Annotated in this window: 24 protein-coding genes and 1 tRNA gene; 4 read left to right on the top strand and 21 right to left on the bottom strand. The window is 65.5% G+C overall.

Going from position 1 to position 26,076, the window contains the following annotated elements:
• Window positions 1–62: 62 nt before the first annotated feature.
• From ACIQC0_RS07780 to ACIQC0_RS07700, 17 genes are all read right to left on the bottom strand, one after another.
• A complete protein-coding gene (locus ACIQC0_RS07780; protein WP_400533976.1) occupies window positions 63–1,715 on the bottom strand; it encodes an amidohydrolase in 1,653 nt (550 codons plus the stop codon).
• A gap of 44 nt (window positions 1,716–1,759) precedes the next feature.
• Entirely contained in the window at window positions 1,760–4,681 is a 2,922-nt protein-coding gene (locus tag ACIQC0_RS07775; RefSeq protein WP_400533973.1) for a DEAD/DEAH box helicase, read from the bottom strand.
• 20 nt (window positions 4,682–4,701) lie between these two features.
• Window positions 4,702–5,496, bottom strand: coding sequence for a twin-arginine translocase subunit TatC (gene tatC, locus ACIQC0_RS07770; RefSeq protein WP_377215915.1), 795 nt, complete (start codon window positions 5,494–5,496; stop codon window positions 4,702–4,704).
• A gap of 50 nt (window positions 5,497–5,546) precedes the next feature.
• Window positions 5,547–5,819 (bottom strand): Sec-independent protein translocase subunit TatA, encoded by a 273-nt coding sequence (tatA, locus tag ACIQC0_RS07765; protein WP_377215878.1) that lies wholly within the window; start codon window positions 5,817–5,819, stop codon window positions 5,547–5,549.
• Window positions 5,820–5,852: 33 nt separating this feature from the next.
• Complete coding sequence (locus tag ACIQC0_RS07760; RefSeq protein ID WP_400533970.1) at window positions 5,853–6,215, bottom strand: hypothetical protein; 363 nt, start codon at window positions 6,213–6,215, stop codon at window positions 5,853–5,855.
• A 10-nt stretch (window positions 6,216–6,225) separates the two neighbouring features.
• A complete protein-coding gene (locus ACIQC0_RS07755; RefSeq protein WP_400533967.1) occupies window positions 6,226–8,220 on the bottom strand; it encodes a helix-turn-helix transcriptional regulator in 1,995 nt (664 codons plus the stop codon).
• A gap of 103 nt (window positions 8,221–8,323) precedes the next feature.
• Window positions 8,324–8,719: an FKBP-type peptidyl-prolyl cis-trans isomerase gene (locus ACIQC0_RS07750; protein ID WP_066275847.1), complete on the bottom strand. Its 396-nt coding sequence runs from the start codon at window positions 8,717–8,719 to the stop codon at window positions 8,324–8,326.
• A 66-nt stretch (window positions 8,720–8,785) separates the two neighbouring features.
• Window positions 8,786–9,712 (bottom strand): FKBP-type peptidyl-prolyl cis-trans isomerase, encoded by a 927-nt coding sequence (locus ACIQC0_RS07745; RefSeq protein WP_400533964.1) that lies wholly within the window; start codon window positions 9,710–9,712, stop codon window positions 8,786–8,788.
• Window positions 9,713–9,823: 111 nt separating this feature from the next.
• Complete coding sequence (pafA, locus tag ACIQC0_RS07740) at window positions 9,824–11,188, bottom strand: Pup--protein ligase (protein ID WP_377215874.1); 1,365 nt, start codon at window positions 11,186–11,188, stop codon at window positions 9,824–9,826.
• Window positions 11,188–11,907, bottom strand: a complete 720-nt coding sequence (gene prcA, locus ACIQC0_RS07735) for a proteasome subunit alpha (RefSeq protein WP_400533961.1) — start codon at window positions 11,905–11,907, stop codon at window positions 11,188–11,190. The genes pafA and prcA overlap by 1 nt, the downstream gene beginning before the upstream one ends.
• A gap of 1 nt (window position 11,908) precedes the next feature.
• Complete coding sequence (gene prcB, locus ACIQC0_RS07730; protein WP_400533958.1) at window positions 11,909–12,727, bottom strand: proteasome subunit beta; 819 nt, start codon at window positions 12,725–12,727, stop codon at window positions 11,909–11,911.
• A gap of 86 nt (window positions 12,728–12,813) precedes the next feature.
• Window positions 12,814–13,017 (bottom strand): ubiquitin-like protein Pup, encoded by a 204-nt coding sequence (locus ACIQC0_RS07725; protein ID WP_377215871.1) that lies wholly within the window; start codon window positions 13,015–13,017, stop codon window positions 12,814–12,816.
• Window positions 13,018–13,100: 83 nt separating this feature from the next.
• The gene (dop, locus tag ACIQC0_RS07720; RefSeq protein WP_400534504.1) at window positions 13,101–14,720 is read right to left on the bottom strand and encodes a depupylase/deamidase Dop; all 1,620 of its coding nucleotides are present in this window, start codon (window positions 14,718–14,720) and stop codon (window positions 13,101–13,103) included.
• 50 nt (window positions 14,721–14,770) lie between these two features.
• Window positions 14,771–16,522, bottom strand: a complete 1,752-nt coding sequence (gene arc / locus ACIQC0_RS07715; RefSeq protein WP_400533955.1) for a proteasome ATPase — start codon at window positions 16,520–16,522, stop codon at window positions 14,771–14,773.
• An 83-nt stretch (window positions 16,523–16,605) separates the two neighbouring features.
• Window positions 16,606–17,670, bottom strand: coding sequence for a tRNA (adenine-N1)-methyltransferase (locus ACIQC0_RS07710; protein WP_377215869.1), 1,065 nt, complete (start codon window positions 17,668–17,670; stop codon window positions 16,606–16,608).
• Window positions 17,671–17,768: 98 nt separating this feature from the next.
• Window positions 17,769–18,980, bottom strand: a complete 1,212-nt coding sequence (locus ACIQC0_RS07705; RefSeq protein WP_400533952.1) for a site-2 protease family protein — start codon at window positions 18,978–18,980, stop codon at window positions 17,769–17,771.
• Window positions 18,925–19,680: an HAD family hydrolase gene (locus tag ACIQC0_RS07700; protein WP_400533949.1), complete on the bottom strand. Its 756-nt coding sequence runs from the start codon at window positions 19,678–19,680 to the stop codon at window positions 18,925–18,927. The genes ACIQC0_RS07705 and ACIQC0_RS07700 overlap by 56 nt, the downstream gene beginning before the upstream one ends.
• A 144-nt stretch (window positions 19,681–19,824) precedes the next feature.
• Between ACIQC0_RS07700 and ACIQC0_RS07695 the strand changes: the two genes are divergently transcribed.
• Window positions 19,825–20,730 carry a PAC2 family protein gene (locus ACIQC0_RS07695; RefSeq protein ID WP_377215866.1) on the top strand — a complete coding sequence of 302 codons (906 nt, stop codon included), beginning with the start codon at window positions 19,825–19,827 and terminating at the stop codon, window positions 20,728–20,730.
• 24 nt (window positions 20,731–20,754) lie between these two features.
• Here ACIQC0_RS07695 and mshC read toward each other — a convergent pair whose 3' ends face one another.
• Together mshC and ACIQC0_RS07685 are read right to left on the bottom strand one after the other, a co-directional pair.
• Window positions 20,755–22,032, bottom strand: coding sequence for a cysteine--1-D-myo-inosityl 2-amino-2-deoxy-alpha-D-glucopyranoside ligase (gene mshC, locus ACIQC0_RS07690; protein ID WP_400533946.1), 1,278 nt, complete (start codon window positions 22,030–22,032; stop codon window positions 20,755–20,757).
• A gap of 15 nt (window positions 22,033–22,047) precedes the next feature.
• Window positions 22,048–22,881, bottom strand: coding sequence for an undecaprenyl-diphosphate phosphatase (locus ACIQC0_RS07685; protein ID WP_400533943.1), 834 nt, complete (start codon window positions 22,879–22,881; stop codon window positions 22,048–22,050).
• A gap of 52 nt (window positions 22,882–22,933) precedes the next feature.
• Here ACIQC0_RS07685 and ACIQC0_RS07680 point away from each other — a divergent pair, with 52 nt between their 5' ends.
• Window positions 22,934–23,866 carry an aldo/keto reductase gene (locus ACIQC0_RS07680; protein ID WP_400533940.1) on the top strand — a complete coding sequence of 311 codons (933 nt, stop codon included), beginning with the start codon at window positions 22,934–22,936 and terminating at the stop codon, window positions 23,864–23,866.
• A gap of 15 nt (window positions 23,867–23,881) precedes the next feature.
• Here the strand turns inward: ACIQC0_RS07680 and ACIQC0_RS07675 are convergent, their stop codons facing one another.
• Complete coding sequence (locus tag ACIQC0_RS07675; protein ID WP_377215862.1) at window positions 23,882–24,142, bottom strand: hypothetical protein; 261 nt, start codon at window positions 24,140–24,142, stop codon at window positions 23,882–23,884.
• 39 nt (window positions 24,143–24,181) lie between these two features.
• Between ACIQC0_RS07675 and ACIQC0_RS07670 the strand changes: the two genes are divergently transcribed.
• A complete protein-coding gene (locus ACIQC0_RS07670) occupies window positions 24,182–24,415 on the top strand; it encodes a DUF5703 family protein (protein ID WP_377215861.1) in 234 nt (77 codons plus the stop codon).
• A gap of 12 nt (window positions 24,416–24,427) precedes the next feature.
• Here ACIQC0_RS07670 and ACIQC0_RS07665 read toward each other — a convergent pair whose 3' ends face one another.
• Entirely contained in the window at window positions 24,428–25,732 is a 1,305-nt protein-coding gene (locus ACIQC0_RS07665; RefSeq protein ID WP_400533936.1) for a M20/M25/M40 family metallo-hydrolase, read from the bottom strand.
• A 162-nt stretch (window positions 25,733–25,894) separates the two neighbouring features.
• On the opposite strand from ACIQC0_RS07665, the gene ACIQC0_RS07660 reads away from it, so the two are divergent.
• Window positions 25,895–25,977: transfer RNA gene (locus tag ACIQC0_RS07660), tRNA-Leu, on the top strand.
• Window positions 25,978–26,076: the final 99 nt, after the last annotated feature.

The raw sequence follows: 26,076 nt of genomic DNA, 5'->3' as shown, positions 1-26,076 counted from the left end.
CGTCAAGGCATGACCGGCAGGCGCAACTATCCATTATAGGGCGGCGGTTAGATGATCCGTGGTCACGCCCGGAGCACAGGGCTGGCGAACAATTCCGCTCCGTCCCGGACGGTCTGGAGACACACCGGATCCGTGCCCCTATCCAGGGCAGGAAGGAGCGGAGTGCGGGCCCTGGGGTCAGTGCTCCAAGACTGCACCCGGCCGTCGGCCACCTGCACCATGAGCTCTTCAACCTCCCAGACGGCGAAACTTGCCGGGGCTCCCGGGACAAGCTGCCCGGCCATGGGGTTGCGGTACCTGGCAGCCCGCCAGCCGGCACGGGTGTGTCCCAGAAACGCGGCGCGGGCGGAAATCCGTTCGGTATCCGTATGGTGCTCCAGGCAGGCGCGGACACTGGACCAGGGCCGCAACGGGGTCACCGGGCTGTCGCTGCCGAAGCAGACGGGAACGCCGGCGGAGTAGAGCGTGGCGAACGGGTTCATGCCGCGGCTCCGCTCCCCCAGTCTTTTGCCGTAGAGTCCTCCCGGGCCTCCCCATACCGCATCGAAGGCCGGCTGGGCACTGACCGTCACCGCATAGTGGGCCAGCTTCTGCACGGCGCCGGCATCGATCATCTCGACGTGTTCAAACCGGTGGCCAGCAGCACGGATGCGTTGTTCACCCACCTCAGCGGCGGCAAGGTCCAGCGCCGTCAGGGCGGCGTCGAGGCCGGCGTCGCCAATGACGTGGAAGCCGCCTTGGAGACCCGCGAGCGAGCACGCCGCCAGGTGGGCCGCAGCTTCCTCCACCGTCAGGTAGAGACTCCCGCGTTCCCCGGGCGCGTCGGAATATCCGTCCCGCAATGCTGCGGTCCGCGAACCAATGGACCCGTCGATGTTCAGGTCCCCGGCGAGTCCGTGGACAGTGCCGCCGAATTGCCCGGCCAGCTCCCTGGCGTGTTCTTCCGAGGTGGCAAGTTCGCCCCAGTACGGGAGGACCTCCGGGTACGCTCCGGGACCTGCCGCGTGTGTTCCATTCCAGGCAGCCGCCACGCGCAAGTCCGCTTCGCCGCCGATGTGTGGTGCACCCATTTCAGCCACCGCCACGTATCCGTTGGCCGCAGCCTCGGACAGGGCCCGTTCCTGGTGGCGGCGCAGCACTTCCTCCGGCAATTTGCGCGTGGCCCGCCGGGCGGCCGAGTGCGCGTCGCGCGATACCCTCGCGCCGCCGTCGTACCCTTCCAGCGCGGCGAGCCCCGCTGCGCTGGCGAGAGAGCCCGACACGAGGGCCGAATGCACGTCCACCCGGGCAAGGTAGACCTGCCGGCCGCGGGCAGCCCGCTCCAGCTCTGCCGCCTCAGGGAGGGTGGCATCGACCCAGTTGGTCTCGTCCCATCCGTGGCCCAGGACAGGACCTTCTCCAGGAGCGGCCGCGACGGCGTCCAGCAACTCACGCGCGGAACGCACGGTCCCGAGCTGAAGGGACGCCAGGGCAATGCCTGTCTCGGTCAGGTGCACGTGGGAGTCGACAAAGCCCGGAGCAACAAGCGCTCCCTGCAGATCGATGACGTCCATGGAACTGTCCACAATGGAGGACGCGGCCTGCTCCGATCCCACCCACGCGACGGTATCCCCATCCACCAGCATCGCCGTGGCAAAGGGGTCGGCAGCTGAGTAAACGGATCCGTTACGATACAGGACCGGGGCATGGCGGGAATCAGGCTCAGGGTGGGTCATGAGGAAAGGCTCCTGGCTACGCGCCGGCCCGTTGGCCGGCGGGGTTAGAGAACAGATGAATAAGCGACGACGCCGCGGCGGATCAGTGCGATGGCGTCACCGCACAGCCGGGCCAAGCGGGGATCCAGGCCTGGGATCTTGGCCAGCTGGTCAAGGAGGTCCACCACCTGTTTCACCCAGCGGACGAAATCGCCGGCTGCCAGGTCCGTGCCGCTCAGCACGTCCTGGAGGTGGCGGCCGCGGGCCCACTTGTACACGGGCCACACCAGCCCTAGCTCGGGCTCCCCCGTGAGCGGAAGCTTGTTCTCCTCCTCCACGTCCTCCAGAGCAGACCATTCCCTCACCACGATGTCGACGGATGTTTCCAGTGAAACGCTCGGCATCCGCGGGCGCAAACCCCGGTCCTCGCGCTTGGCCTGGTAGACCAGGACGCTGGCAAGGGCGGCCACCTCGGCGGCATCGAGGTCATCGAATGCGCCCAGCCGGAGGGACTGCGAAATCAGCAGGTCTTTCTCGCCGTAGATCCGGCGCAGCCGCTGGCCGTCAGGGCTGATCACCAGCCCGCCGTCGCCGGCCGGTGCCAGATACCCGTAGGCGGAGAGGACATCGCAGACCCGGTCGAAGGTCTTGGCGATGGTGTTGGTCCGGCCCTGGATCTGGCGGACCAGCCCGTCGGTCTCGCGCCGCAGTTTCCACCAACGTTCCGCCCAGCGGGCGTGGTCCTCCCGTTCGCTGCACCCGTGGCAGGGATGCGCCCTCAGGGCGCGGCGCAGCTCGGTGATCCGCTTTTCCTGGTTAGGCGATGCTGCCGCCCGGCCGAAGTCGTTGCTTCGGTTGTTCCCGGGCGACGGCGGCCTGTTTTCGCGGAGCGCGTTCCGTGCGGACGACGCAAGGTCCCTCCGGGATTTCGGCACTTTGGCGTTGAAGGCTTTGGGGATGCGGATGCGAGTCACCGGCGTGATGGGCCCTTCAAGGTCATCGGTACCGATCCTGCGCAGCTGGCTGTCCAGGGTAAGGATGGCTGGCCGCGGATCACGGCTGCCGTGGTCTGAGCTGAGGACCACGGCCGGTCCCGGCACCCGGCCACCGGGTACGTTGACCACGTCCCCGGGAAGCAGCCGCGCCAGCGAATCGGCACTAATGGACTTCTGTGCGCGGGACATGGACCGGGAGCCGGCATTTTCCGCGTCGGAGAGCTCCCGGCGAAGCCGGGCGTACTCGGTGAAATCCCCCAAGTGGCAGGTCATGGACTTGGCATAACCGGCCAGGGACTCCTCCCGGCTCCGCACCTGGCGGGCAAGTCCCACCACGGAACGGTCCGCCTGGAACTGGGCGAACGAGGACTCAAGGATCTCCCGCGCGCGGGCCCGGCCGAACTGAGCCAGGAGGTTGATGCTCATGTTGTACGTGGGGCGGAAGCTGGAGTTCAGCGGATACGTCCGCCGGGAGGCGAGCCCTGCCACCGCGGTGGGGTCGGTTCCCGGCTGCCAGAGGACCACGGCGTGGCCTTCGACGTCGATGCCCCGCCGCCCGGCGCGTCCCGTAAGCTGCGTGTACTCCCCCGCCGTGATGTCCACGTGGGATTCGCCGTTGAACTTGTCCAGCTTCTCCAGGACTACCGAGCGGGCGGGCATGTTGACTCCGAGGGCAAGCGTTTCCGTTGCGAAGACGGCCTTGACCAGGCCGTCGACGAAAAGCTTTTCCACGACTTCCTTGAACGTCGGCAGCATGCCCGCGTGGTGGGCAGCAAATCCACGGAGGAGGCCGTCGCGCCAGCTCCAGAAACCCAGGACATCCAGGTCATCGGAAGGAATCTCCAGGGCTGCCTCGTCCACCCGCTGGGCGATGATGCGCTGTTCCTTTTCGGTGGTCAGCCACAGGCCCGAGGCTACGCATTGCGCCACGGCAGCGTCGCAGCCGGCCCGGGAGAAGATGAACGTGATGGCGGGCAGCAGGTCCATCCGGTCCAGGCTGGCAATGACCTGCGGCCGGCTTGCCCGCCTCACGGCGGAGCCTTCCTGGCCGCGGGGGGCTGGCCGTTCGCTGCCGCGGCGGCCCCGCTGGTCCCGCCTGCCCGGCCTGCTCCGGAAACCCTGCTGGACCTCGCTGCGGGCTACAGCCAGGAGGTCCGGGTTGACGTCGAAGCCGCGGCTGGAGGGAAGTTCCCTGGCGGACCCGGTGCGCTCCTCGTTCAACGGCGGCGCGATCTCGTCGAAGGTGGTTTCGCCGGCGAACAGGTCCATGATCCGGCGGCCCACCATGACGTGCTGCCACAGCGGCACCGGGCGGTGTTCGGAGACGATGATGTCCGTATCTCCCCGCACGGTATCCAGCCAGGCGCCGAACTCCTCGGCGTTGGAGACGGTGGCGCTGAGTGAAACGACCTGCACCTCGCTGGGAAGGTGGATGATGACCTCTTCCCACACGGCGCCGCGGAACCGGTCCGCAAGGTAATGCACCTCGTCCATGACCACGTAGCCGAGGTCGAACAGTGTTTCGGAGTCCGCGTAGAGCATGTTGCGCAGGACCTCGGTGGTCATCACGACGACGGGCGCGTCCCCGTTGATGCTGGTATCGCCGGTGAGGAGCCCGACGTTTTCGGCACCGTATCTCTCGCCCAGTTCGCTGAACTTTTGGTTGCTAAGGGCTTTGATGGGCGTGGTGTAGAAGGCCTTGAGGCCGCGCTGCAGGGCAAGGTAGATGGCGAACTCGCCCACGATGGTCTTACCGGCCCCGGTGGGCGCAGCAACCAGGACGCCCCTGCCCTCCTGGAGGGAGCGGCATGCCTGCCGCTGGAAGTCATCGAGCTCAAAGTCCAGTGTCCGGATAAAGGAACCCAGGTAAGTGGCCGCCTCAGCCCTGCGCTCTGCGCTGGCACGGTATCTTTCGGCAGGTGACAGTTCTTCGGGATCGCTGGGACCGCCGGGCTGGGGCCCTGAAGAAAACGGCCCGGTGTTGGAGGACATACCCCAAGCCTACTGGGAGCTCAGAGGTTCTTAAGCTCGCTGCTTGGTGTGGCGATGTTGGCCGACGCTTCGGTTTCCTCGGCACGTTTAGCCGTGCGCCGGTCCCGCCGTTTGTCGTTCATCAGGCACAGCACCACGGCCAGGAAGAACAACGCCAGCATGGGAATGGCAAGGTAGAACATGCTCATGGCATCCGCACCGGGAGCCGCCATTGCAGCGAACAGGCACACCAGGAACACCGTGATGCGCCAACTCTTCACCAGCTGGGCGCCGCGGAGCAGACCGGCCACGTTGAGCCCGAAAAGGACGACGGGCAGGAGGAAAGCAATGCCGAAGGCCAGCATCAGGCGGGTCACGAACGACAGGTACACCTGTGCGGTGATGAAGTTCGACGCTCCGGCAGGAGTGAAGTCGGTCAGGACCCGCACCGCGTTGGGCAGCACCAGCCAGGCGAGCACCACGCCGCCGACGAACAGGGGAACGGCGGCCGCCACGAAGCCGAGCGCCATGCGGCGTTCCTTCTTGTGCAGACCGGGAACAATGAAGGCCCAGAGCTGGTATAGCCAGACCGGGCTGGCCAGTATGAGGCCCATGAACACGGAGATCTGGATCATGAGATCGAAGGAGCTCGCCACACCGTCGAAGTTCAGGCTCGCCAGCCGTCCTTCTTTTTCATTGAGATCCGTGATCGGCTTGATGAGGGCCGCAAGCATGGGCTGGTACAGGATGAATCCCGCAACCGTGCCGAGGATGACGCCGATGGCGGACTTAAACAGCCTGTTCCGCAGCTCCCGCAGGTGGTCCACCAGCGGCATGCGGCCTTCGGGGTTTGCCTGCCGCCCCATAGCTATGGCCACGTGGGGTGTCAGGCGCGGGACGAGGGCGGAACGTCAGTGCCGTCCACGGGACCGCCCGGGTTCGACTGAGGGTGGTTGACAACCCTGCCCTCTACCGGACCGGGACCGGTTTGTCCGGAGGTGTCCTCGGCCGTGCCCTCTTTCTTCATCTCACGGACTTCGGATTTGAAGATGCGCATGGACTGCCCCAGGCTGCGGGCCATTCCGGGCAGTTTGGGCGCTGCAAAGAGAACAAGCGCCAAAACGATGATGATGATCAGGTGCCAGCCTTCAAGCCTCATGTCTAAATCCTTTCGTCTGCATACATCCTACCTCTAGGTGAGGTCCAGATCTCCAAGCCGTTGGGGCTGGCCGCGGTCCGCTTTGCGCTGCACTCTGCGGCGGCGCCGTTGTTCGCTGCGGACGGCCGTGGATGCCTCGTAATCATGTCGCATTGCGGCAGGGGAGGCAAAAACGGCGGAACCGGGAAGAGCCAAGCGTGCATTGGCCGCCTTCGTCGCAGCGTCGCGGACGGCAGAATCGAGTGGCCCCAGCCTGCCCAACTGCTCCCCTGCCGCGCCAAGGTCCGCCATAGTGGCCATGAACTGGCGGAACAGGCGGATGCCCAGCAGGACATAGAACAGCAGGGCCAGCGCCACGAGGGACACCCAGATCAATATCCACGACCACCAAGGCATGCTGAAAAGTCTAGCCTTCGTATTTGGCCAGCGCGTCCGCGAGCCAGTGCCGGGTCGCGTCGCCGAGCCCGGTTGGCGCGAGTATCCTGGCCGTTCCGCCGTGCTGGGCCACGAACATTGGCAGCCAGGCCGTGTTGCCGAAACGGATGTCCGCCACCATTCCGCCGTCCGGCAATTCCGCCACCCGCTCGGCGTAATAGTCCTCCGCGAGTCCCCTGCCCTGCCGGGTCAGCTGCACAGTGACCGTGGTGTCGCCGTCGTTCGGGGTGAAGAGCCTTTCCGGCACTCCCCCGGCGCCCGCGGCCGCGGCGGAAGCCCCGCGGCCATTCGGCACCAGTTCCTCTACCCGGTCCAGCCGAAAATTGCGGATGCCCTGGACCAGGTGGCAATACGCTTCGAAGTACCAGACATCATCCTGGGAATAGAGCCGGATCGGATCAACGTCGCGGACGGTCAGGCTGTCCCGCTGCGGTGAAAGGTAGGTCAGCCGCAGCTGGCGGCGTCCGGTGATGGCATCGCGGACGGTGTCATGGACAGCCATGGCTGCCGGGGCGACCGTGGGGCCGGACAGTGCGGCAGCCCGGCGTCCCACGTCGCCGGCTGCCGCACTAAGCTTCAGTGCCACCGCTTCCAGCGCCCCTCCGTCGGCCACGCCCGGCAGGCCTCGCAGGGTCTCAACCCCCGTCAGCAGGGCGGACGCCTCCTCCGTTGTAAACCGCACTGGCCTGGTGAGGTCAAGGTCCTGGCTGATATAGACGCGCCCGTCCTCCCACTGGATATCCAGCAGGTCGTCCGGATAGCCGCCTGGAAGGCCGGAGCAGATAAGGATGTGGAGGTCGTTCTCCAGTTGCCGGCGGCTGATCCCGAAGTGGGCGGCGACCTCTTCGATGCGCAGGCCCTGGTTATGGACCAGGAACGGCACCAGCTGGAGCATCCGCTGCAGCTGGTCCTCTGAGGTTCCCTTGCGGGTGCCGCGGGGTCCGGTTCCCGGGAACTCGTACCGTGGTTTCGGCGCAGCGCTGAATTCCGATGCAGCGCGCAGGCGCCGCCGGACAGCCTCAACAAGCTCTTCAGGCTCAACCGCAACCGCATCAGGACCGTACGAAGCGATTTCTTCGGCGAGCACCTCAGGATCCCGGAACGGGAGGCGAAGAGTGTCGTAGCCGCCGTCGTCAGCTGCCCCATCTGCTGCGGGCGCCGTGCCGCCGCGCTGCTCAGCACGCCGGCGCAGAGCCAGCAGGCGGCCCTTCCTGACGCGTACGACGGCGGTGCGGAGCGGCAGTTCGGGCAGGCGGTCCAGCTCTTCGCGGATGTTGAAACCGGCGGGCGGGGAGTAGCTGTCCCTGTCCAGCGTAGTGACGGCGCTGGTGAAGCGGGACAGCCGGAAGTGCCTGACCGATTTGCGGGCGCGGTCGAATCCCATGAGGTACCACTGGCCGAACCGGCTGCCCAGGCCCCACGGCTCGACGGTACGGACCTCTTCCCTGCCGGTGCTTCCTGCCAGGTAGGTGAACGTCACGGGGTGCCGGGCGTGCATGGCAGCGACCAGGTCGTCGAACGCCTGGCCGGCGGGCTTGATGCGCGGTTGCACGCCTGCGGGAAGCTCGACGGCGGCCAGGCTTCCGGACGACTGAAGTTTCCGGACTGCGCTACGCGCGGCAGTGCCCAGCGCCGCGCGCTCCCAGAGCTGGGACGCCAGCAGGAGGACTGTCCATTCCTCGGGTCCAAACTGGACTTCCGGCAGCCGGTTGGATTCCTTGCCGATGCGGTAACGCGTGGTGGTGCTGTCGTCCTCTGCCCAGCCGGCGTCGGTCAGAGTCTCCACTTCGAAACCCATCCGGCGGAGGTCGTTTTTGTCCCGTTCGAACATCCGGGCAAAAGCCACGTCGTTGTCGGAGGTGTCGTGGTAGACCTTATCGCGCAGTTCGCTGCGGCCGAGGCCGTAGCGGGTGTTCAGGAGCGCTATCAGGAGGTTCAGGAGTCGTTCGGTACGCGATACGGGCACGGTCGCTACGTTACTAAACCCGGGCCCGGAACGCAGGAAGCGCGACAGCGCCGGGCGACGATGTCGCCTGGCGCTGTCGCGCTGTGCCGGACCGCAGGGGACTTTAGCGTACGCCCACCAGGTCCACCACGAAGATCAGGGCTTCGTTGGGAGCGATAGCTCCGCCGGCGCCACGGGAGCCGTAAGCCAGCTCGGACGGGATTTCCAAACGGCGGCGGCCGCCGACCTTCATGCCGAGGAGGCCCTGGTCCCAGCCTTGGATGACCTGGCCTACGCCCACGCGGAAGTCCAGCGGCGCGCCGCGGCCCCACGAGGCGTCAAACTCTTCGCCGGTGGACCAGGCAACGCCCACGTAGTGAGTGGACACAGTGTCTCCCGCTTTGGCTTCGCGACCGTCACCTTCAATCAGGTCGGTGATGACGAGCTCCGTGGGGACGTCGCCTTCCGGGAAATCGATCTCGGGCTTCTGGCGGTCGAATTCGCGCTGTCCAAATGACATGCTTGCTCCTTTTCCTGGTTCTGTGCTTCGGCATCGCGGCCAGAGGCCGCGCTTGTACCAGTCTTGCTACTTGGCGCCGAGGATGTCCACTACGAAGACCAGGTCTCCCTTGGCCTTGCCCTGGCCGGCGTCGCCGTATGCCAGGTCCTTGGGGACCACCAGCAGCACGCGCGACCCAACCGTCTTGCCGGCCAGCCCCTGGGTCCAGCCCTTGATGACCTGGTTCAGCGCGAAGGATGCCGGTTCGCCGCGGTCAAAGCTCGAATCGAACTTCTCACCGCCTTCGAGGTTCACGCCCACGTAGTTGACGGTCAGGGTGTCGGTGGCTTTGACCACGGCTCCCTTGCCCTTGATGAGGTCCTGCGCCACCAGCTCCTTGGGAACGGATGCACCTTTCACCGAAATCTCCGGGACCCCGTCCTTTTCGGTGACGGTGGGCAGGCCGGCCGGCGGGGTTACGGGTTCACCTTCAGGCTTTTCGAGGGCCGGGGCGACGTCCTTGGCCGAAAGGACCTTGATGACCAGCAGCTGCGTGGGCTGCGCCTGGGCGCCTTCCGCGCCGGCCTGGCCCGGAACCGCGAGGGCCAGGCTGGAGCCGACCTTGGCGCCGACAAAGGCGTTGTAGATGACGGCGCTTCCGGTCTTGAGCTCCTCGTTCAGCTCCAGCGGTTCCGGATCGTTCGGGAAGGTATCCTCCAGGGTGCTGCCGTCGGTACCGTTCAGCGCGAGGATGGAGATGTTCGCCAGCTGGTTCGCCTTGAGGGGGTCACCGCTGCCTTCGGCCACCACCTTGACGGTTGGTTCTGTGACTTCCAGGGGCTTATCGAACTCGACGCCGGGGGCCTTCTTGTCCCCGTTGTCGGTCAGTTTGAGGGAGTCGAACTTTGCAGTCTCCCCGGCAGATTGGCTGCTGGGCTCCGGCTCGGATGCCGTACCGCTGCAGGCGGTGAGCATCAGCAGGCCGGGGAGAAGGATTGCTAGTAGTCGGCGCACGTAAAAAACTTTCGTCGGGGCAGGATGGATGCAACAGGTCCGCGGAAGGCGGACAGCGTCGCCACGGGCCGGCAAAACGGCCCTGTCCAGAATAGCCCCTCAAGCTGGGAGTCAGCCCATAGTCTCCAGGAGCGCATCCACGCGTTCATCCACGCTGCGGAAGGGATCCTTGCACAGGATGGTCTGGTGTGCCCGGTCGTTAAGCTTCAAGTGCACCCAGTCCACCGTGTAGTCCCGGCCCAGTTCCTGGGCACGGCGGACGAAGTCTCCACGGAGCTTGGCACGCGTGGTCTGGGGCGGGGCATCGACAGCGTCCTTGATGATGGTATCGTCCACGATCCGCCGTACAGCGCCCCGCGACTGCAGCAGGTAGTACAGGCCGCGTGAGCGGGAAATGTCGTGGTAGGTCAGGTCCAGCTGGGCAATGCGGGGTGCGTCAAGGCCGAGCCCATGGCGTTCCCGGTAGGAGTCCATCAGTTTCTTCTTGATGGCCCAGTCGATTTCGGTTTCGATGCCGCGGGTGTCGCCGGATTCAATCGCTTTCAAGGTCCGTTCCCACAGATCCAGGATCAGCGGCACGTGCGGATTGTGTGCGCCATGGTCGTGGACGAAGGCCGTGACTTTGGAGAGGTACTCCTGCTGGATTTCGAGGGCGGTCAGCTGCCGGCCGTTAGCGAGCCGGACGAGCGCCCTGCCGCTGAGGTCGTGGGAGATCTCGCGGATGCTCCGGATAGGGTTTTCCATCCGCATGTCCCGCATGATGACACCGGCCTCGATCATGCGCAGCACCAGGTCCACGGTGCCCACCTTCATGAGGGCCGTGGTTTCGGACATGTTGGAGTCGCCAACGATAACGTGCAGGCGGCGGTAGAACTCAGCGTCCGCATGCGGTTCGTCCCGGGTGTTGATGATCGGGCGCGACCGGGTGGTGGCTGAGGATACGCCCTCCCAGATGTGGTCTGCGCGCTGGGAGAAGGCATAGGTGGCGCCGTGCGGGGTCTTGAGGATTTTGCCGGCCCCGGCAATGAGCTGGCGGGTCACCAGGAACGGAATCAGGATTTCGGCGAGCCTGGAAAACTCGCCGCGCCTCGGGATCAAGTAGTTCTCATGGCTGCCGTAGGAGTTGCCGGCCGAATCCGTGTTGTTCTTGAAGAGGTAGACGGTGCCGTTGAAACCTTCGGCCGCCAAGCGGGCCTGGGCCTCGTCCACGAGGTCGTCCAGGATGAGTTCGCCGGCCCGGTCGTGGGCAATCAGTTGGGCGAGGTCGTCGCATTCCGCCGTCGCGTATTCAGGGTGCGAGCCGACATCCAAGTAGAGTCGCGAGCCGTTGGTGAGGAAGACGTTGGACGAACGCCCCCAGCTGACCACCTTGCGGAAGAGATAACGCGCCACTTCCTCAGGGGCGAGGGGCCGGGAATCCGGGCTGGAATAGGAGATTCCGAACTCGGTTTCGATGCCAAAAATCCGCTTGTCCATCAGTCCTCCCGGTCCAGCAGTGCCGTCATGTCCGCGTCGTTGAGCCGCCGGAACGCCCGCCGGGTGCCCCGGACCGTTTCCGAGAGCCTGTCCAGGACGGCAACCTCAAGGGCACGGGACGGGACAGGGGCAGTCGGCTCTTCCGACTCCGTGGCCGCGGCCAGGCCGGACATAGCCAGACGAACAGCGCCGGCAAAGTTCAGGGATGCCTGCCAGCCGCCCTCGATGGCGGCGGAAACCTTCTCGGCCTGGCCACCCATCACCACAAAGCTGTGTTCGTCGGCAATGGAACCGTCAAAGGTCAGCCGGTAGAGGTGGTCCTCGGCCTGGGTCCGGCCTACCTCAGCGACCGCAAGCTCCACTTCGAAAGGTTTCTGCTCGGCGGTGAAGACGGCGCCCAGGCTTTGGGCGTAGACGCTGGCCAGGCCGCGCGCGGTGACGTCCTCGCGGTCATAGGAGTAGCCGCGGACGTCGGCGTAGCGGACGCCGGCCTGGCGCAGGCTCTCGAATTCGTTGTACTTTCCCACCGCAGCGAAAGCGATCTTGTCGTAAATCTCGCCGATCTTATGCAGGGACGGGGAAGGATTCTCCGCCACAAGCGCAATTCCGTCGGCGCAGCTGATGACCACCACAGACCGGCCGCGGGCGATTCCCTTCCGGGCAAAATCGGCCCGGTCCTTCATCAGCTGCTCGGGAGAAACGTAGAACTGCTGCGTCATCCTAGGCCTCCCGTCCGGCAATGGTCCGTACTTCGATCACATGCCGTGCCGCCGCGGCAAGCCGATCCTCGGGTACACGCCGAGCGCCGGTGGCATCAACGGTGTACACCACGGGCCAGAGCTGGCGGACGGTGTCCGGACCGCCCGTGGCCGAATCGTCGTCGGCCGCGTCGAAGAGGGACTCCACCGCTATGGCCACTGCTTCCTCTTCGCTGAGGTTGGGCCGCCACAGTTTCTTCAGGGCGCCGCGGGCGAAGACGGAACCGGATCCCACCGTATGATGCTCGTGTTCCTCATACCGGCCCCCGGTGACGTCGTAGGAGAACAGCCGCCCGACGCCCGCGCCGGTGTCGAAGCCGGCAAAAAGCGGTACAACAGCGAGGCCTTGCAGGGCCATGGGCAGGTTCCCGCGGATCATGGCGCCCAGCCTGTTCGCTTTACCCTCGAGGCTGAGCTGGGTGCCCTCAATTTTTTCGTAGTGCTCCAGCTCCACCTGGAAGAGGCGGGTCAGGTCGATGGCGATGCCGGCAGTTCCCGCGATGCCCAGGACAGAATAGTGGTCTGCGGGAAACACCTTCTCAATGTGCCTGCTGGCAATGATGTTGCCCATGGTAGCGCGCCGGTCCCCCGCCATCAGCACGCCGCCGCCGTAGCTCATGGCCACGATGGTGGTGGCATGAGGCGCCTGCAGAGGTGCGGCCGGAGTCCCATGCTGGATGTTCCGGTTGTACGGCAGAAGATCGGGACGGTCCCGCTGCAGGTGTTCAGTGAAGGACGAGGTGGCGTTCGCAGCTACCTGGTTGGCGGTTGATTCCTGCACTCATGCACTCCTAGAACGTGGTGGTTCAACTCAGGGTCGGTCCAGCCCCCGGCAGGATGCGGCTTCCGCCACCTCCGGGTTACCTTCTACTGGCCGCCCTTTTGGACGAACGCCCGCACGAACTCTTCGGCGTTGGACTCCAGGACACCATCGATTTCGTCGAGGAGGTCATCCACGCCTTCCGTCGACGCCGAGGCCTGGGCCTCGGGCGGAGCGGGAGGGGCGTCAGGGAGCTCCTCTTCCACCTGGCTGTCCCGCGGTTGCGGCTGCTGCTGCTCCTGACCTGCCATTTCTATCCTCTTTCCTTCCCTGCCGGGCCCTGTGGATCCGGCGATAAGCCCATCCTGCCACGGTGCCGCCGCTGCGGAGCGGTTTACGCCGCAGGCGGAGAAGTTTTGTGTCCCAGCAGTTCCGCAAGGAACGGGGCGGCTTCCCGGTGGCGTTGGAATAACGGGCCGGTCAGTGCTTTGGTTCCCCGCAGCGGCTCCCTGGTGGGTACGCGCTGAAGGCGTCCGGACCCCGGCACGTCGAAGATGACCGAATCCCAACTCGCGCCCACCACGTTCTTGCCGAAGCTGCTCACACACCTGCCCCGGAAAAAGGCACGCGTATCCTGCGGCGGCTCGGACACCGCAGCTGCAATGCCGGCGTCGTCCACAATTCTGTGCATGCGGCCCCGGGCCAGGAACCGGTAGTAGAGGCCCTTCTCGGGCCTTAGATCCGCCCACTGGAGATCCACCAGTCCGAGCCGGGCGTCATCCCAAGCCAGTCCGTCCCGGTTGCGGTAGCCGTTGAGGAGGGAAAGCTTGGCCACCCATTCCACCGAGCCGGCTGCAGCCGGACGGTCCGTATCCAACTGGGTGAGGACTGTGGCCCAACGCTCCAGGACCTCATGGGTGTGGCCGTCACCGTAAGCGGCATCGCCCACTCCGGTGTCCTGGGCGAGTTTCGCTGCTGCCTCGTGGTACATCCACTGGAGATCCAGCGCGGTGACGCGCCGGCCGTCCAAGAGGCGGACTTTTGTGGTGAGCGACGTGTCATGGCTGACCGCCTGGAGTGCCGCGACCGGTTCGTGGACCTCGATCCGGGGGGCGAGCCCTGCCTCGATCAGGCTAAGTACCATGGCGGTGGTGCCAAATTTGAGGTAGTTGGACACCTGGCTCAGGTTGGCGTCGCCGATGATCACGTGCAACCGCCGGTACTTGTCCGCGGTGGCGTGCGGTTCGTCACGGGTGTTGATGATGGGCCTGCGGATGGTGGTTTCAAGCCCGACTTCCGCTTCGAAGAAGTCTGCCCGCTGGCTGATCTGGTAGCCGGGGGCGGAACTGTCCTGGCCTATGCCCACCCTGCCGGATCCGCAGATGACCTGCCGGCTGACGAAGAACGGGGTCAGGCCGCGCACAATCTCGCCGAAAGGCACCGAACGGGGCATCAGGTAGTTCTCGTGCGATCCGTAGGAGACCGACTTGTTGTCCGTGTTGTTCTTGTAAAGATTCACGGGTGGCAGGTCCGGGTCTGCAGCCAGCCGGCGCACCGCCGCGAGCCCCACGAGGTCTCCCGCGGCATCCCAGGCAACGGCGTCGCGGGGATTCGTGACCTCGGGACTGGAATATTCAGGATGGGCGTGGTCGACGTAGAGGCGTGCCCCGTTGCCCAAAACCATATTCATCAGCAGCGTCCCGGACTCGTCCTCCCCGTCGAGTTCCAGGTCCTCCGCGCCGTAGGCGAGGGCCACGGCTTCGGCGTCAAGCACCGGTGGCTGGTCCGTCAGCTGGCTGGGATGGGCGGCAGACCTCTCCAGGGTCCAGCCCCGGGCATCATGGAGGGGTTCCTCGTCCGTATAGTCCCAGCGGGTCTCCGCTCCCCCGGCAGCACGCTGGCGGGTTACCTGGGCGTAGGCCTGGACCACCCGGGCGCTCATCATGGTGGCGTTGGCAGATGGTGCCGACGGTGCGTGGATGCCATACTCCGTCTCGGCTCCCATCACGCGCATGGCGCCGCCGGCGGGAAGGGCCTCCCCGCCGGCGGGCTCCACCGCAGGCGTCACAGATACTGTCCGGTAGTCGGCATCGTCTCAATGGACTTGCCGGGCTCCTGGCCCGCCTTGCCCTGGACGATGGTTCGGATGTAAGTGATCCGTTCGCCCTTCTTACCGGAAATCCTGGCCCAGTCGTCCGGGTTCGTGGTGTTCGGCATGTCCTCATGCTCGCGGAACTCATCAACCACGGCCCGCAGCAGGTGCTCGATTCGCAGGCCCTTCTGGTTGGTGGTGAGCAGGTCCTTAATGGCGTACTTCTTGGCCCGGTCCACCACGTTCTGGACCACGGCACCCGAGTTGAAATCCTTGAAGTACAGCATCTCAGTGTCCCCGTTGGCGTAGGTGACCTCCAGGAACTCATTGGACTTGTCCGTGGAGTACATAGCCTCTACCGTGCGCTGGACCATGGCGTCAACTGTCGCCTGGACATCCCCGTGATGCTCGGCCAGGTCCGACTCATGGAACGGGAGGTCCGTGGTGATGTATTTGTTGAAGATGTCAGCGGCAGCCTCCGCGTCCGGTCGCTGGATCTTGACCTTCACGTCCAGGCGGCCGGGCCGAAGGATCGCAGGATCGATCATGTCCTCGCGGTTGGACGCACCAATCACGATGACGTTGTCCAGCCGCTCCACGCCGTCGATCTCGCTCAGGAGCTGGGGAACGATGGTGGTCTCGACGTCGGACGAGATGCCCGTGCCCCGCGTGCGGAACAGGGAGTCCATTTCGTCGAAGAACACCACGACCGGGCTGCCGTCGGATGCCTTCTCGCGGGCACGGGCGAAAATCAGCCGGATGTGGCGTTCCGTCTCGCCCACGTACTTGTCCAGCAGTTCCGGGCCCTTGATGTTCAGGAAGTAGCTCTTTAGGTCAACGTTCCCGGACCGCTCCGCGGCTCGGGCGGCGAGTGAGTTGGCCACCGCCTTGGCGATCAGCGTCTTGCCGCAGCCCGGCGGCCCGTACAGCAGGATGCCCTTAGGCGCCTTGAGGCCGTGCTCACGGTAGAGGCCGGGGTGCAGGAACGGCAGCTCCACAGCATCCCGGATCTGTTCTATCTGCGGGCCCAGGCCGCCAATGTCCTCGTACGTAATGTCCGGGACTTCTTCCAGCACCAGGTTCTCGACTTCCGAACGGGGCACCTTTTCCAAGGCATACCCTGTGCGGGAATCGACCGAAAGCGCATCCCCCACCCGCAGCTGTTCGGCCATGAGGGCGCCGGAGAGACGCACGACGCGTTCCTCATCGGCCCTGCCCACCACCAGCGCGCGGTCCCGCCCGAGCATCTCCTTCAGCGTGGCCAGCTCGCCGGCACGTTCGTAGCCGAGACCCGCCACGATGAGGAGTGCCTCGTTCAACAGCACTTCCTGACCCACTGAGAGCTGGTTCATGTTGACCAGCGGGCTGATGCCCACACGCATCTTCCGGCCAGCGTTGAAGATGTCGACAGACTCCTCGGTGGCTGCCTGACCGCTGGCACCCGGTGACGGCTGCCGCCGCGGGTTCAGCTGCAGGATGGTGCCGAAGCTGTAGGGCGGCTGCCCCTCCTGGTCCAGGGCGTTCTTGAGCCGGAGGATCTCCGCCTTCGCCGTCTCCAGCATGGTGACCAGCTTGGAGTTGTTCTGCGTTGCCGCCGCCAACTGGCGGTCGATGTGCCTGAGCTTGTCCCGGAGGATATTGATCTGCCGGTCGGTGACCGAGAGCTCATTGGCGGCAGACTCATCTGCCGGTGTACGTCCGGAGTCCTGGTTCGGCGTCTCCATGATGTATCAGCCCCTTCCTGCGGTTCTCTTTAAGACATTAGTCCCAAGAAGGCCGGCAGGACGGGTGACTCCCGAAATGTGGACTAGTTCGTAATCTCGGGTGCGTCCTTGACGTTGGTCCCGGCAATGGCGTCCCGGGCTGCGCGGCGCAGTTTCTTGTCCGAGACGGCACGCTCCCCCACGGCCCCGGGCGTCCAGGCGTTGACGTCCTCTTCGTTGAACTCCGTCTTGGAGGGCCTGCGCTTCACGGAAATGCCCGTGACGCCGTCGGCCAGTCGGCGGGTCACCAGCAGGAAGCCCGTGTGGGCCACCATGCGGTGGTCGGGACGGACGGCCAGTCCCTCCAGGTGCCAGCCGCGAACCATTGACTCCCAGGCGTCCGGTTCAGTGAAGCGGCCGTCGGCGCGGATTGCCTCAGCGGTGCGCGAAAGCTGGGTAACAGTTGCCACGTAGTTGATCCAGACCCCGCCGGGAGCCAGCACGGTTGCCACGGCGTCCAGGCATTCCCAGGGTGCCAGCATGTCCAGGACCACGCGGTCCACTGAACCGGGTGCTTCGCTGCGGACCACTTCCTCCTGGAAGTCGCCCAGCGATACCTGCCAGGCAGGGTGCGGCCCGCCGAAGATGGTTTCCACGTTGCCCCGGGCGATGTCAGCAAACTCTTCCCGGCGCTCAAAGGAATGGAGATAACCGTTGTCCCCTACGGCCCGCAGCAGGGAAATGGAGAGAGCGCCGGAGCCGACGCCCGCCTCCACGACGCGCGCGCCGGGAAAGATGTCCGCCATCGTGACAATCTGGCCGGCGTCCTTCGGGTAGACGACGGCGGCGCCGCGCGGCATGGACAGCACAAAATCGGACAGCAGCGGACGCAGGGTCTGATACTGCTGGCCCACGTTGTTGACCACCACGGAGCCGTCCACTTTGCCAATGATGTCGTCGTGGTTCAGGAAACCGCGGTGGGTGTGGAACGCTCCGCCACGTTCCAGCGTGATGGTGTTCATTCGGCCGCGCTCATCGGTCAACTGGACTCGCTCACCTTCCCGGAAGGGGCCACGGCGGCGGGCAGCCCCCACCGGCTGCGAGGCGCCGCCGGCAGCACCGGCCCGGGCTGCTCCGTGGGCGTCGTTGACGGCAGTTTCGCTGCTCATGATGTTCCTCGCTCCTATAAACCTTTGGTGCCTGCGCAGGGCCGTCACCGGACGACGGTGCGGCAACTGCGGCGGCAATGCACGACCGGCAGGTAACTCTACCGGTTCCGGCCCTTGGCCCGCTTGTCGGACGCCTGCCGTTTGCCCGTGATGGCAGCGACGACTGCTTCCTGGGACAGGAGCCCCGTGACGATTCCGTTGTGGTCCACCACCGCATACTGGCGGCCCTCCACCTGGGAAAGGAACTGCACCAGCTCCTGGCCTTTGGACCACTCGGGGACATATGCGCCCGGTGCCAGTGCATAGGAAACCGCAGTAACCGGCGTCGACGGCGCCGCGGCAACAGGAACAGCGGCGAGGGCCGTGGGGTCAACGACGGCCTCGGGCCGGCCTTCAGGTCCGCAAACGACGAGGGCGCGGGACTGCCCGGCGTGTTTGCGTGCCTCGGAAACGGAGGCCGTGGCAGGAAGGCCCACTGCCGGCGTCGACAGTCCCGCCGCGGTTACCAGGGGCAGGCGGCCGCGGAGCGTGCCCTGCTGGATTGCCGCCGAGGCGCCCACCCATAGGAAGCCGCCCACAAGCAGGGAAATCATCAGCAGCGGGAAGTCGGGCGGACTCCCGGCGAGCACGGGCCTGGCAATGAACCAGTAGCCGATTGCCACGACGATCACACGCCCCGCCCAGCCCGCAGCAACGGTGCCCTTGGCCTGGCTGCCGGTGACCTTCCAGACGGCAGACTCCACCATGCGTCCGCCGTCCAGCGGAAGCCCTGGCAGGACGTTGAATATCCCGATCAGGAAGTTGGCCCACATAAAGATATTGATCAGGATCTCGGCCACACTGCCGAGGCTGGCCGTGCCCAGCACCAGCCAGGCGCCGCCGGCCAGGACCAGGTTTGCGGCGGGTCCCGCCAGCGCCACGAGGACGGACCTGCCGGGGCTGGCGGTGAAGCTTTCGAACTGGGTATGCCCGCCCCACAGGTTGAGCACGATTTTTTGTGTGGGCCAGCTATAGATGCGGGCCGTCAGGGCGTGCGCCAGTTCATGGATCAGCACCGACACGAGAAGCAGCAGGGCGTACGCGAAAGCTACAAGATAGGCGCTGAAGCCCAGCGCGGGGTTATTCCTGATGAGGATCGGCCCGTAGACGATGACGGTAAAGGCGGCGATGATGAACCACGAATAGGCCAGGATGACGGGAACGCCAGCAATACGGCCCAGCGGAATACCTTCGCGGCGCACCGGGGCTGCGGGATCAGCCACGGGCGGTCCCCAGCGCAGCAGTCTGCTCCAGCGCAGCAGCCTCCCCATCCGACCCTCTGCTGCCGCCTGGAGCCAGCAGTTCCTCAAGGTCGGCCACGGAGCGCCCTGCCAGCGAATTCCAACGTGCATAGGCGGGATGCTCGGGAAGCGGCACGATGTGCGGAATGGCCACGGTGGCCACGCCGGAGGCAACGGCGGCGGCAACGCCCGGCCCAGAGTCCTCCAACGCAACACAGTTCCCGATTTGGAGCGCCGCATCGCGTTCCCGGAGAAGGTCGACGGCGGTCAGGTACGCCTCCGGGTCCGGCTTGCCCCGCGTGACGGTGTCCCCGGTGACCAGGACCTCGAAGTATGGCCGGGGCAGGCTGGCCACCACCTGGCGTGCCAGCGGTCCCTCGGACATGGTCACGAGTGCGCAGCGGACGCCGGCGAGGTGGAGTTCCTCGAGGAGCTCGCGGGCGCCGGGACGCCACGGGACCTCTTCTTTGACGCGGCTGACCACCGCCTCCGTGAGGGTGTCAACGATGTCCCGGATTCCGAGCACCACCCCGGCCTTCTGGAGCAGGCCAGCCGAGTAGGTCAACGACTGGCCCACCAGTTGCATGGCCTGTTCATGGCTCCAGGTTCCGCCGTGTGCTTCCACCAGGGCACGCTCGGCGGCGATCCAGTATGGCTCGGTGTCCACAATGGTTCCATCCATGTCCCAGAGGACGGCTTTCAACGGGGCATGGGCGGGTGTGGATTGCATGGATTTAGTCTACGGTCGGTCGCCGAAGGGATCCCGGCAGGTACGCCATCGGCGTACTGCAGCGAACTACCCCGCCGGACCCGGAGGCAGGCAGGCGCGTTGCAATCCCTGCGCAGGGACACATCTTGGACGTAGGGTGAAGAAATGAATAGCTTCGAGGAAGACACCAGCGGGCACGGTGCCGAAGCCGGCCGGGAGCGGTTCCTGCAGCCGGCGGCGCAGGGGCGGCGCGTGACCGTGATGCTTGCGGCGTTCGAGGGGTGGAATGACGCCGGTGAAGCGGCCAGCGACTCGCTGCGCTACCTGAATAAGGCCTGGGGCGGCAAGAAGGTGGCGTCCATCGATGCGGACGAGTACTACGATTTCCAGTTCACCCGGCCTACGGTGCGCCGCAATGCAGCTGGTGAGCGCAAGATTAAGTGGCCTTCCACCCGCATCTTCAAGGCGAGCGTCCCGAATTCCAACGTGGATGTGATTTTTGTCCAGGGCATCGAACCTTCCTACAAATGGCGGGCCTACACCGCCGAACTCCTGGTGCACGCCGAGGCCTTGAACGTCGAGTACCTCGTGCTGGTCGGTGCCCTGTTGGCCGATGTGCCGCACAGCCGGCCCATCCCGGTAAGCACTTCCTCGGACGACAGTTCACTCCGTGAGCGCATGAATCTCGAGGCCTCGCAGTACGAGGGGCCGGTGGGCATCGTCGGGGTCATGGCGGAGGTGGCCCTGCTCGCCGGAATTCCTACCGTGTCGCTGTGGGCAGCCGTGCCGCACTACGTGGCGCAGGCGCCGTCGCCGAAGGCCCAGCTGGCACTGCTGCACCGGATTGAAGAGCTTCTTCAGGTTCCGCTGGACACCCATGAACTGGCTGAGGAAGCGGCCGCCTGGGAACGCGGCGTGGATGAGCTCGCAACGGAGGACCCGGAGATCGCCGCTTACGTGCGCCAGCTGGAGGAGGCCAAGGACACGGCCGACCTGCCCGAGGCCACCGGCGAGTCCATCGCCCGTGAGTTCGAGCGGTATCTTAAACGGCGCGGCCAGGACCGGCCATAGCGCGGCTGGCCGGGGCCGGAAGCGTCAGAGCCTGATCCCCAGGAGGGCGTCCACGGCGTCCACCACCAGGGCGCGGTCGGCCGCGCTGGCGGGACCGGCGTCGTCCATTGCCTCGCGCGCCCACCGGGAAACGGCGGCGACGGCGGCAGGTGCGTTCAGGTCTTCGGCCAGCGCCGCGCGCATGGCGGCGAGGAGCGGCGCGGCCGAACCGTGCGGGGCGTGGTCCAGGGCGCGGCGCCATCCCTCGAGGTCCCGTTTGGCAGCAGCGAACCCTTCTTCGGTCCAGGACCAGTCCGAGCGGTAGTGGTGGGCCAGGATGGCAAGCCGGATTGCTGCAGGCTCTTCACCGGCTGCCCGGAGCTTCGAGACCAGCACCAGGTTGCCTTTCGACTTGCTCATTTTTTCGCCGTCCAGCCCAACCATGCCCGCGTGGGCGTAATGGTGCGCCAACGGAACACCGGCGAGGGAGTACGCGTGGCCGGCGCCCATTTCGTGGTGCGGGAAAATGAGGTCCGACCCGCCGCCCTGCACGGTGAAGGGTGCCGGCAGGTACCGCTGCGCGATCACGGTGCACTCGATGTGCCAGCCCGGGCGGCCCGCGCCCAGGCTTCCTCCGGGCCAGCTGGGCTCGCCGGGCCGCTCCACCCGCCACAGCAGCGGGTCAAGGGCCTGGTGCTTGCCGGCACGTCCGGGATCTCCGCCGCGTTCGGCGAAGAGCTCGAACATTTCGCTTTCGCTGAGGCCGGACACCGAGCCCAGGGTCCAGGCGTCAGGCGCCACGGACTGTTTGCCGGCCGCCTCGACGTCGTAGTAGACATCCCCGTCCGGCTCGCCGCCGCTACCGGCGACCCGGTAGGCCAGCCCCATAGCCAGTAACCGTTCCACCTCAGGCACGATGAGTTCTATGGATTCCACCGCGCCGACGTACCGGTCCGGCGCCAGGACGTTGAGCGCCTCCATGTCGGTCTGGAACAGTTCGATCTGGCTGGCGGCGAGATCGCGCCAGTCGACACCGGTGGCAGTGGCGCGTTCCAGCAGGGGATCATCCACATCCGTCACGTTCTGCACATAGGACACGTGCTTGCCGGCATCCCGCCAGGCGCGGTTCAGGAGGTCGAAAGCGACGTAGCTGGCCGCGTGGCCCATGTGCGTGGCGTCATACGGCGTGATTCCGCAGACATACATCGAGGTCTCTGCACCTTCGTCCAGCTCGATTTCGCGGCCCGCGGCCGTGTCGAACAGCCGGATTGAAGGCATGGTGCCGGGCAGGCCGGGGACGGGGCGGGAAGTCCAGGATTTCACATGCCAAGCCTAGTGCTAGGCGCTGATGACCCCGAAACCGAGCAGCAGATACACGGCAAGTCCCAAGCCGATGCGGTACCAGACGAAGAGACGGTAGCTGCGAGTGGAAACGAACTTCAGGAACCAGCCAATAATGATGTAGCCCACCACGAACGCGATCACGGTGGCCAGCGCAGTCTCCGGCAGTCCGTAGGGCCCGCTGACGCCCTCCTTGGAAACCACTTTATAGAGCTGGTAGAGCCCGCTGCCGAACACTGCGGGGATAGCCAGCAGGAATGAGTAACGGGCGGCGGCCTCACGGGTGTACCCCATGAGCAGGCCTGCAGTGATGGTTCCACCGGACCTGGACACGCCGGGAATGAGCGCCAGGGCCTGCGCGAAGCCGTACAGGATGCCGTGTTTATAGGTCAGGCGGCTGAGTTCCCGTTCCTGCCGGCCCACTGCGTCAGCCACCGCGAGAAACAGTCCGAAGACGATCAGCATCGTCGCCACGATCCACAGGCTTCGCAGCACCGATTCGATCTGGTCCTGGAAAAGGAGCCCGAGGACCACGATGGGCAGGCTGCCAAGGATCACCAGCCAGCCCATCCGGACATCGGGATCCTGCCGCGGGACCTTGCCGGTCAACGACCCCGCCCACGCCTTAACTATCCGGACGATGTCACGCCAGAAGTAGACCAGCACGGCGGTCTCGGTGCCCAGCTGGGTGATGGCGGTGAAGGCGGCGCCAGGATCGGCCGCATTCGGGAGGAACTGCCCGACGATCCTCAGGTGTGCGCTGGAGGAAATGGGTAGAAATTCGGTCAGTCCCTGCACAAGGCCCAGCAGGGCCGCCTCAAACCAGTTCACGCTACGACACTACGTCATGGCCGGCAGGGATTCTGGCCGTAAGCTTGCTGCTATGCAGCAGCGTTACGTCGGCAACAGCGGATTGCGGGTCTCCGCCCTCTCACTCGGCACCATGTCCTGGGGGGCCGAAACGGATGAACAGGATGCGTCCGAGCTGCTGCAGACATTCCTCAACGGTGGCGGCCGGCACATCGACACGTCGGCTTCCTACGGCGACGGCGCCGCCGAGGCCTTGGTCGGGTCTTTGCTCGGTGACGTCGTTGCACGGACGGAAGTATCCATCAGCACCAAGGCAGGAATGACGACGGCGGGTGGCCGCCGGCGGATCGACACCTCCCGCAGCGCCCTGCTCAATGGGCTGGACGCAAGCCTTGCGCGGCTGGGCACCGATTACGTCGACGTCTGGTTCGCCGAGGCGTGGGACGGCAACGTTCCCCTTGAGGAGACGCTCTCTGCCATGGACTTCGCCTTGCGGACTGGCCGGGCTCGGTACGCCGGCGTCGCGAACTTTGCCGGTTGGCAGGCAGCCAAGGCGGCCGCCCTTGCCGGGTTCCCGCTGGTCTCGGTCCAGGCGGAATACTCACTGCTGAACCGCATCCCGGAATCGGAACTGATTCCCGCCGTCGAAGATGCGGGCCTGGGACTGATGGCGTGGGGCCCCCTGGGGCGCGGTGTGCTCACGGGCAAGTACCGTGGCGGGACTCCCGCCGGCTCGCGTGCTGCCTCGGCCACCGAGGCTTCCTACGTGGAGCGGTATCTTGGTGAGTCGTCAACCCGGACCGTAGATGCCGTCTGCACGGCCGCGAAGGGGCTGGGGCGCACCCCGCTGGACGTGTCACTTAGCTGGCTGCTGGGACAGCCTGGTGTGGCCACGGCAATCGTCGGTGCCAGGAACCCCGCCCAGCTGAAGGAAATGCTGGACGCGCAGCTCCTTCCCCTGCCGCCGGAAATCGCCCTGGCGCTCGAAGACGTATCGGCACCCTGAGGCTGCTCAAGCCGGTTACTCTTCGACGATCTCCAGGTCCTCGTCGTCATCGACGTCCATTTCCTCATCGTCCTCGTCGTCGAATACCTGAAGCGGAGTTACCTCGTTGTAGGCCTCGTACAGAGCGTCCTCATACACTTCAAAAGCGTCCGCCACTGCGAAGAACGCTGCTTCCACAGACGGATCACCGTCCCCGCGGCGGTTGGATGCTGCTATAAGGTGTTCTTCCAAAGCTGTGGTCAGGGATGAAAGCGCGACACGCGGATCGATGCTCATGACTTCACGTTAGCCGGAAAAGGACGAAAATGGAGAGCAATGAAGGAACAATTTCTCACCAGCTCGGTCCGGCGGGAACGGGACTATTTGAAGCAGTACGAGTACCTCGTGCTGACGGTCAGTCCCGTCGATTCCCTGCATGAGGCCCGACGCCGCCTCGTGGAGCACTCCGAGTACGGAAAGTGGGAACTGGAGCGCAGCAAGCTGTACATGGGCGGCGGCCGTCGCTTCTGGCTCCGGCGCCGTGTGATGCAGGTCCAGCGGACCGTCTAGCCAGCTGTCTTATCAGTAGTTCGTCAGCAGCGTGTCGAGGACCCGGGCGCCGAACTTCAGGCTGTCGGCCGGGACGCGCTCGTCCACGCCGTGGAACATCCCGGTGAAGTCCAGGTCATCCGGCAGCATCAGCGGCGCGAAGCCGTAACCCGTGATCCCCAGCCGGCTCAGGGACTTATTGTCCGTTCCACCGGAAAGGGTGTACGGCAGCACCTTCGCGCCGGGGTCCTCGGAGTGCAGGGCATCGATCATGGCGTCCACCAGGTTGCCGGCGAACGGCACCTCCAGCGAAACGTCCTGATGCACGTAGCTGACGTCCACTCCGGCGCCGGCCAGCTCACGCACAATCTCCAGCACCTGCTCCTGCTGGCCCGGGAGCGTACGGCAGTCGATCAATGCCTCGGCCGACTCGGGAATGACGTTGTGTTTGTACCCGCCCCTGAGAAGCGTGGGGTTTGTGGTGTTCTGCAAAGTGGCACCAACGAACCTGGCAACGGTCCCCAACTGCTCCAGCAGAACGTCCGGGTTATCTGGGTCGAATTCCACTCCTGTGAGTTCCATCACCCCGTCCAGGAACTGCCGCGTGGTAGGGGTAAGTTCGATGGGCCATTTGTACCCCCCGATGCGTGTTACCGCCGCAGCGAGGCGGGTCACGGCGTTGTCGGTATTGATTTGGGAGCCGTGCCCCGCCCGGCCGTGGGCCACAAGGCGCAGCCACGAAATGCCCTTCTCGGCCGTCTGCAGCAGGTAGGTCCGCTGTCCGCCGACGGTGGCGGAAAACCCGCCGACTTCCGAGATCGCTTCGGTGGCACCATCGAAGAGCTCAGGACGCTTGTCCACGGCGTAGCGCGCGCCATAGGTGCCGCCGGCTTCCTCGTCCGCAAAGAACGCAAAGATGATGTCCCGTTTCGGCTTCGTGCCGGAGCGGGCGAAACTGCGCAGCACGGAAAGAATCATGGCATCCATGTCCTTCATGTCCACGGCGCCGCGGCCCCAGATCAGGCCGTCCTTGAGTTCCGCGCCGAACGGGTCGACGGACCACTGGTCACGCAGGGCGGGAACGACGTCGAGGTGGCCATGCACCACCAGTGCACTGGCGGAAGGGTCCTGCCCTTCCATCCTGGCGACCACGTTGGCCCGGCCGGGTGCCGACTCAAAGATCTCCGCCTCCATGCCGACCTCCGAGATTAGCCCGGCGGTGTATTCGGCGGCCGCCCGCTCCCCCGGGCCTGAACCATCCCCATAGTTGGAAGTATCGATCCGGATGAGTTCCTGGCAGATCCGGACAACCTCGTCCTCGGGCAGGATGTCAGGCATGCGAACTCCTTTGATGGGCAACGGCACCGGCTGGATTGCTGCCCCCAGACTACCCAAGCGGACCGATTCCATGTTTCCGGAAAGTTCGTGTTAGAGTTTTTCTCGCTGCTTCGGAGAGGCGCGAAACGCCGAAAGGCGGGAACACTTTCCGAAATACCACCTGCGCGGGTGGCGGAATGGCAGACGCGCTAGCTTGAGGTGCTAGTCCTCGAAAGGGGGTGGGGGTTCAAGTCCCCCTCCGCGCACACATGTGATGAGTCGAGACATCCTTCACGGATGAGTCGGGTCATCGGTTACACCCCGGTCTTCGGACCGGGGTGTTTTTCTTTGTCCGGATGTTCTGG

The organism is Pseudarthrobacter sp. NPDC092419 (assembly GCF_044755045.1).
In the GTDB taxonomy this organism is placed as follows: domain Bacteria; phylum Actinomycetota; class Actinomycetes; order Actinomycetales; family Micrococcaceae; genus Arthrobacter.
This window is presented reverse-complemented; position numbering and strand designations above follow the sequence as displayed.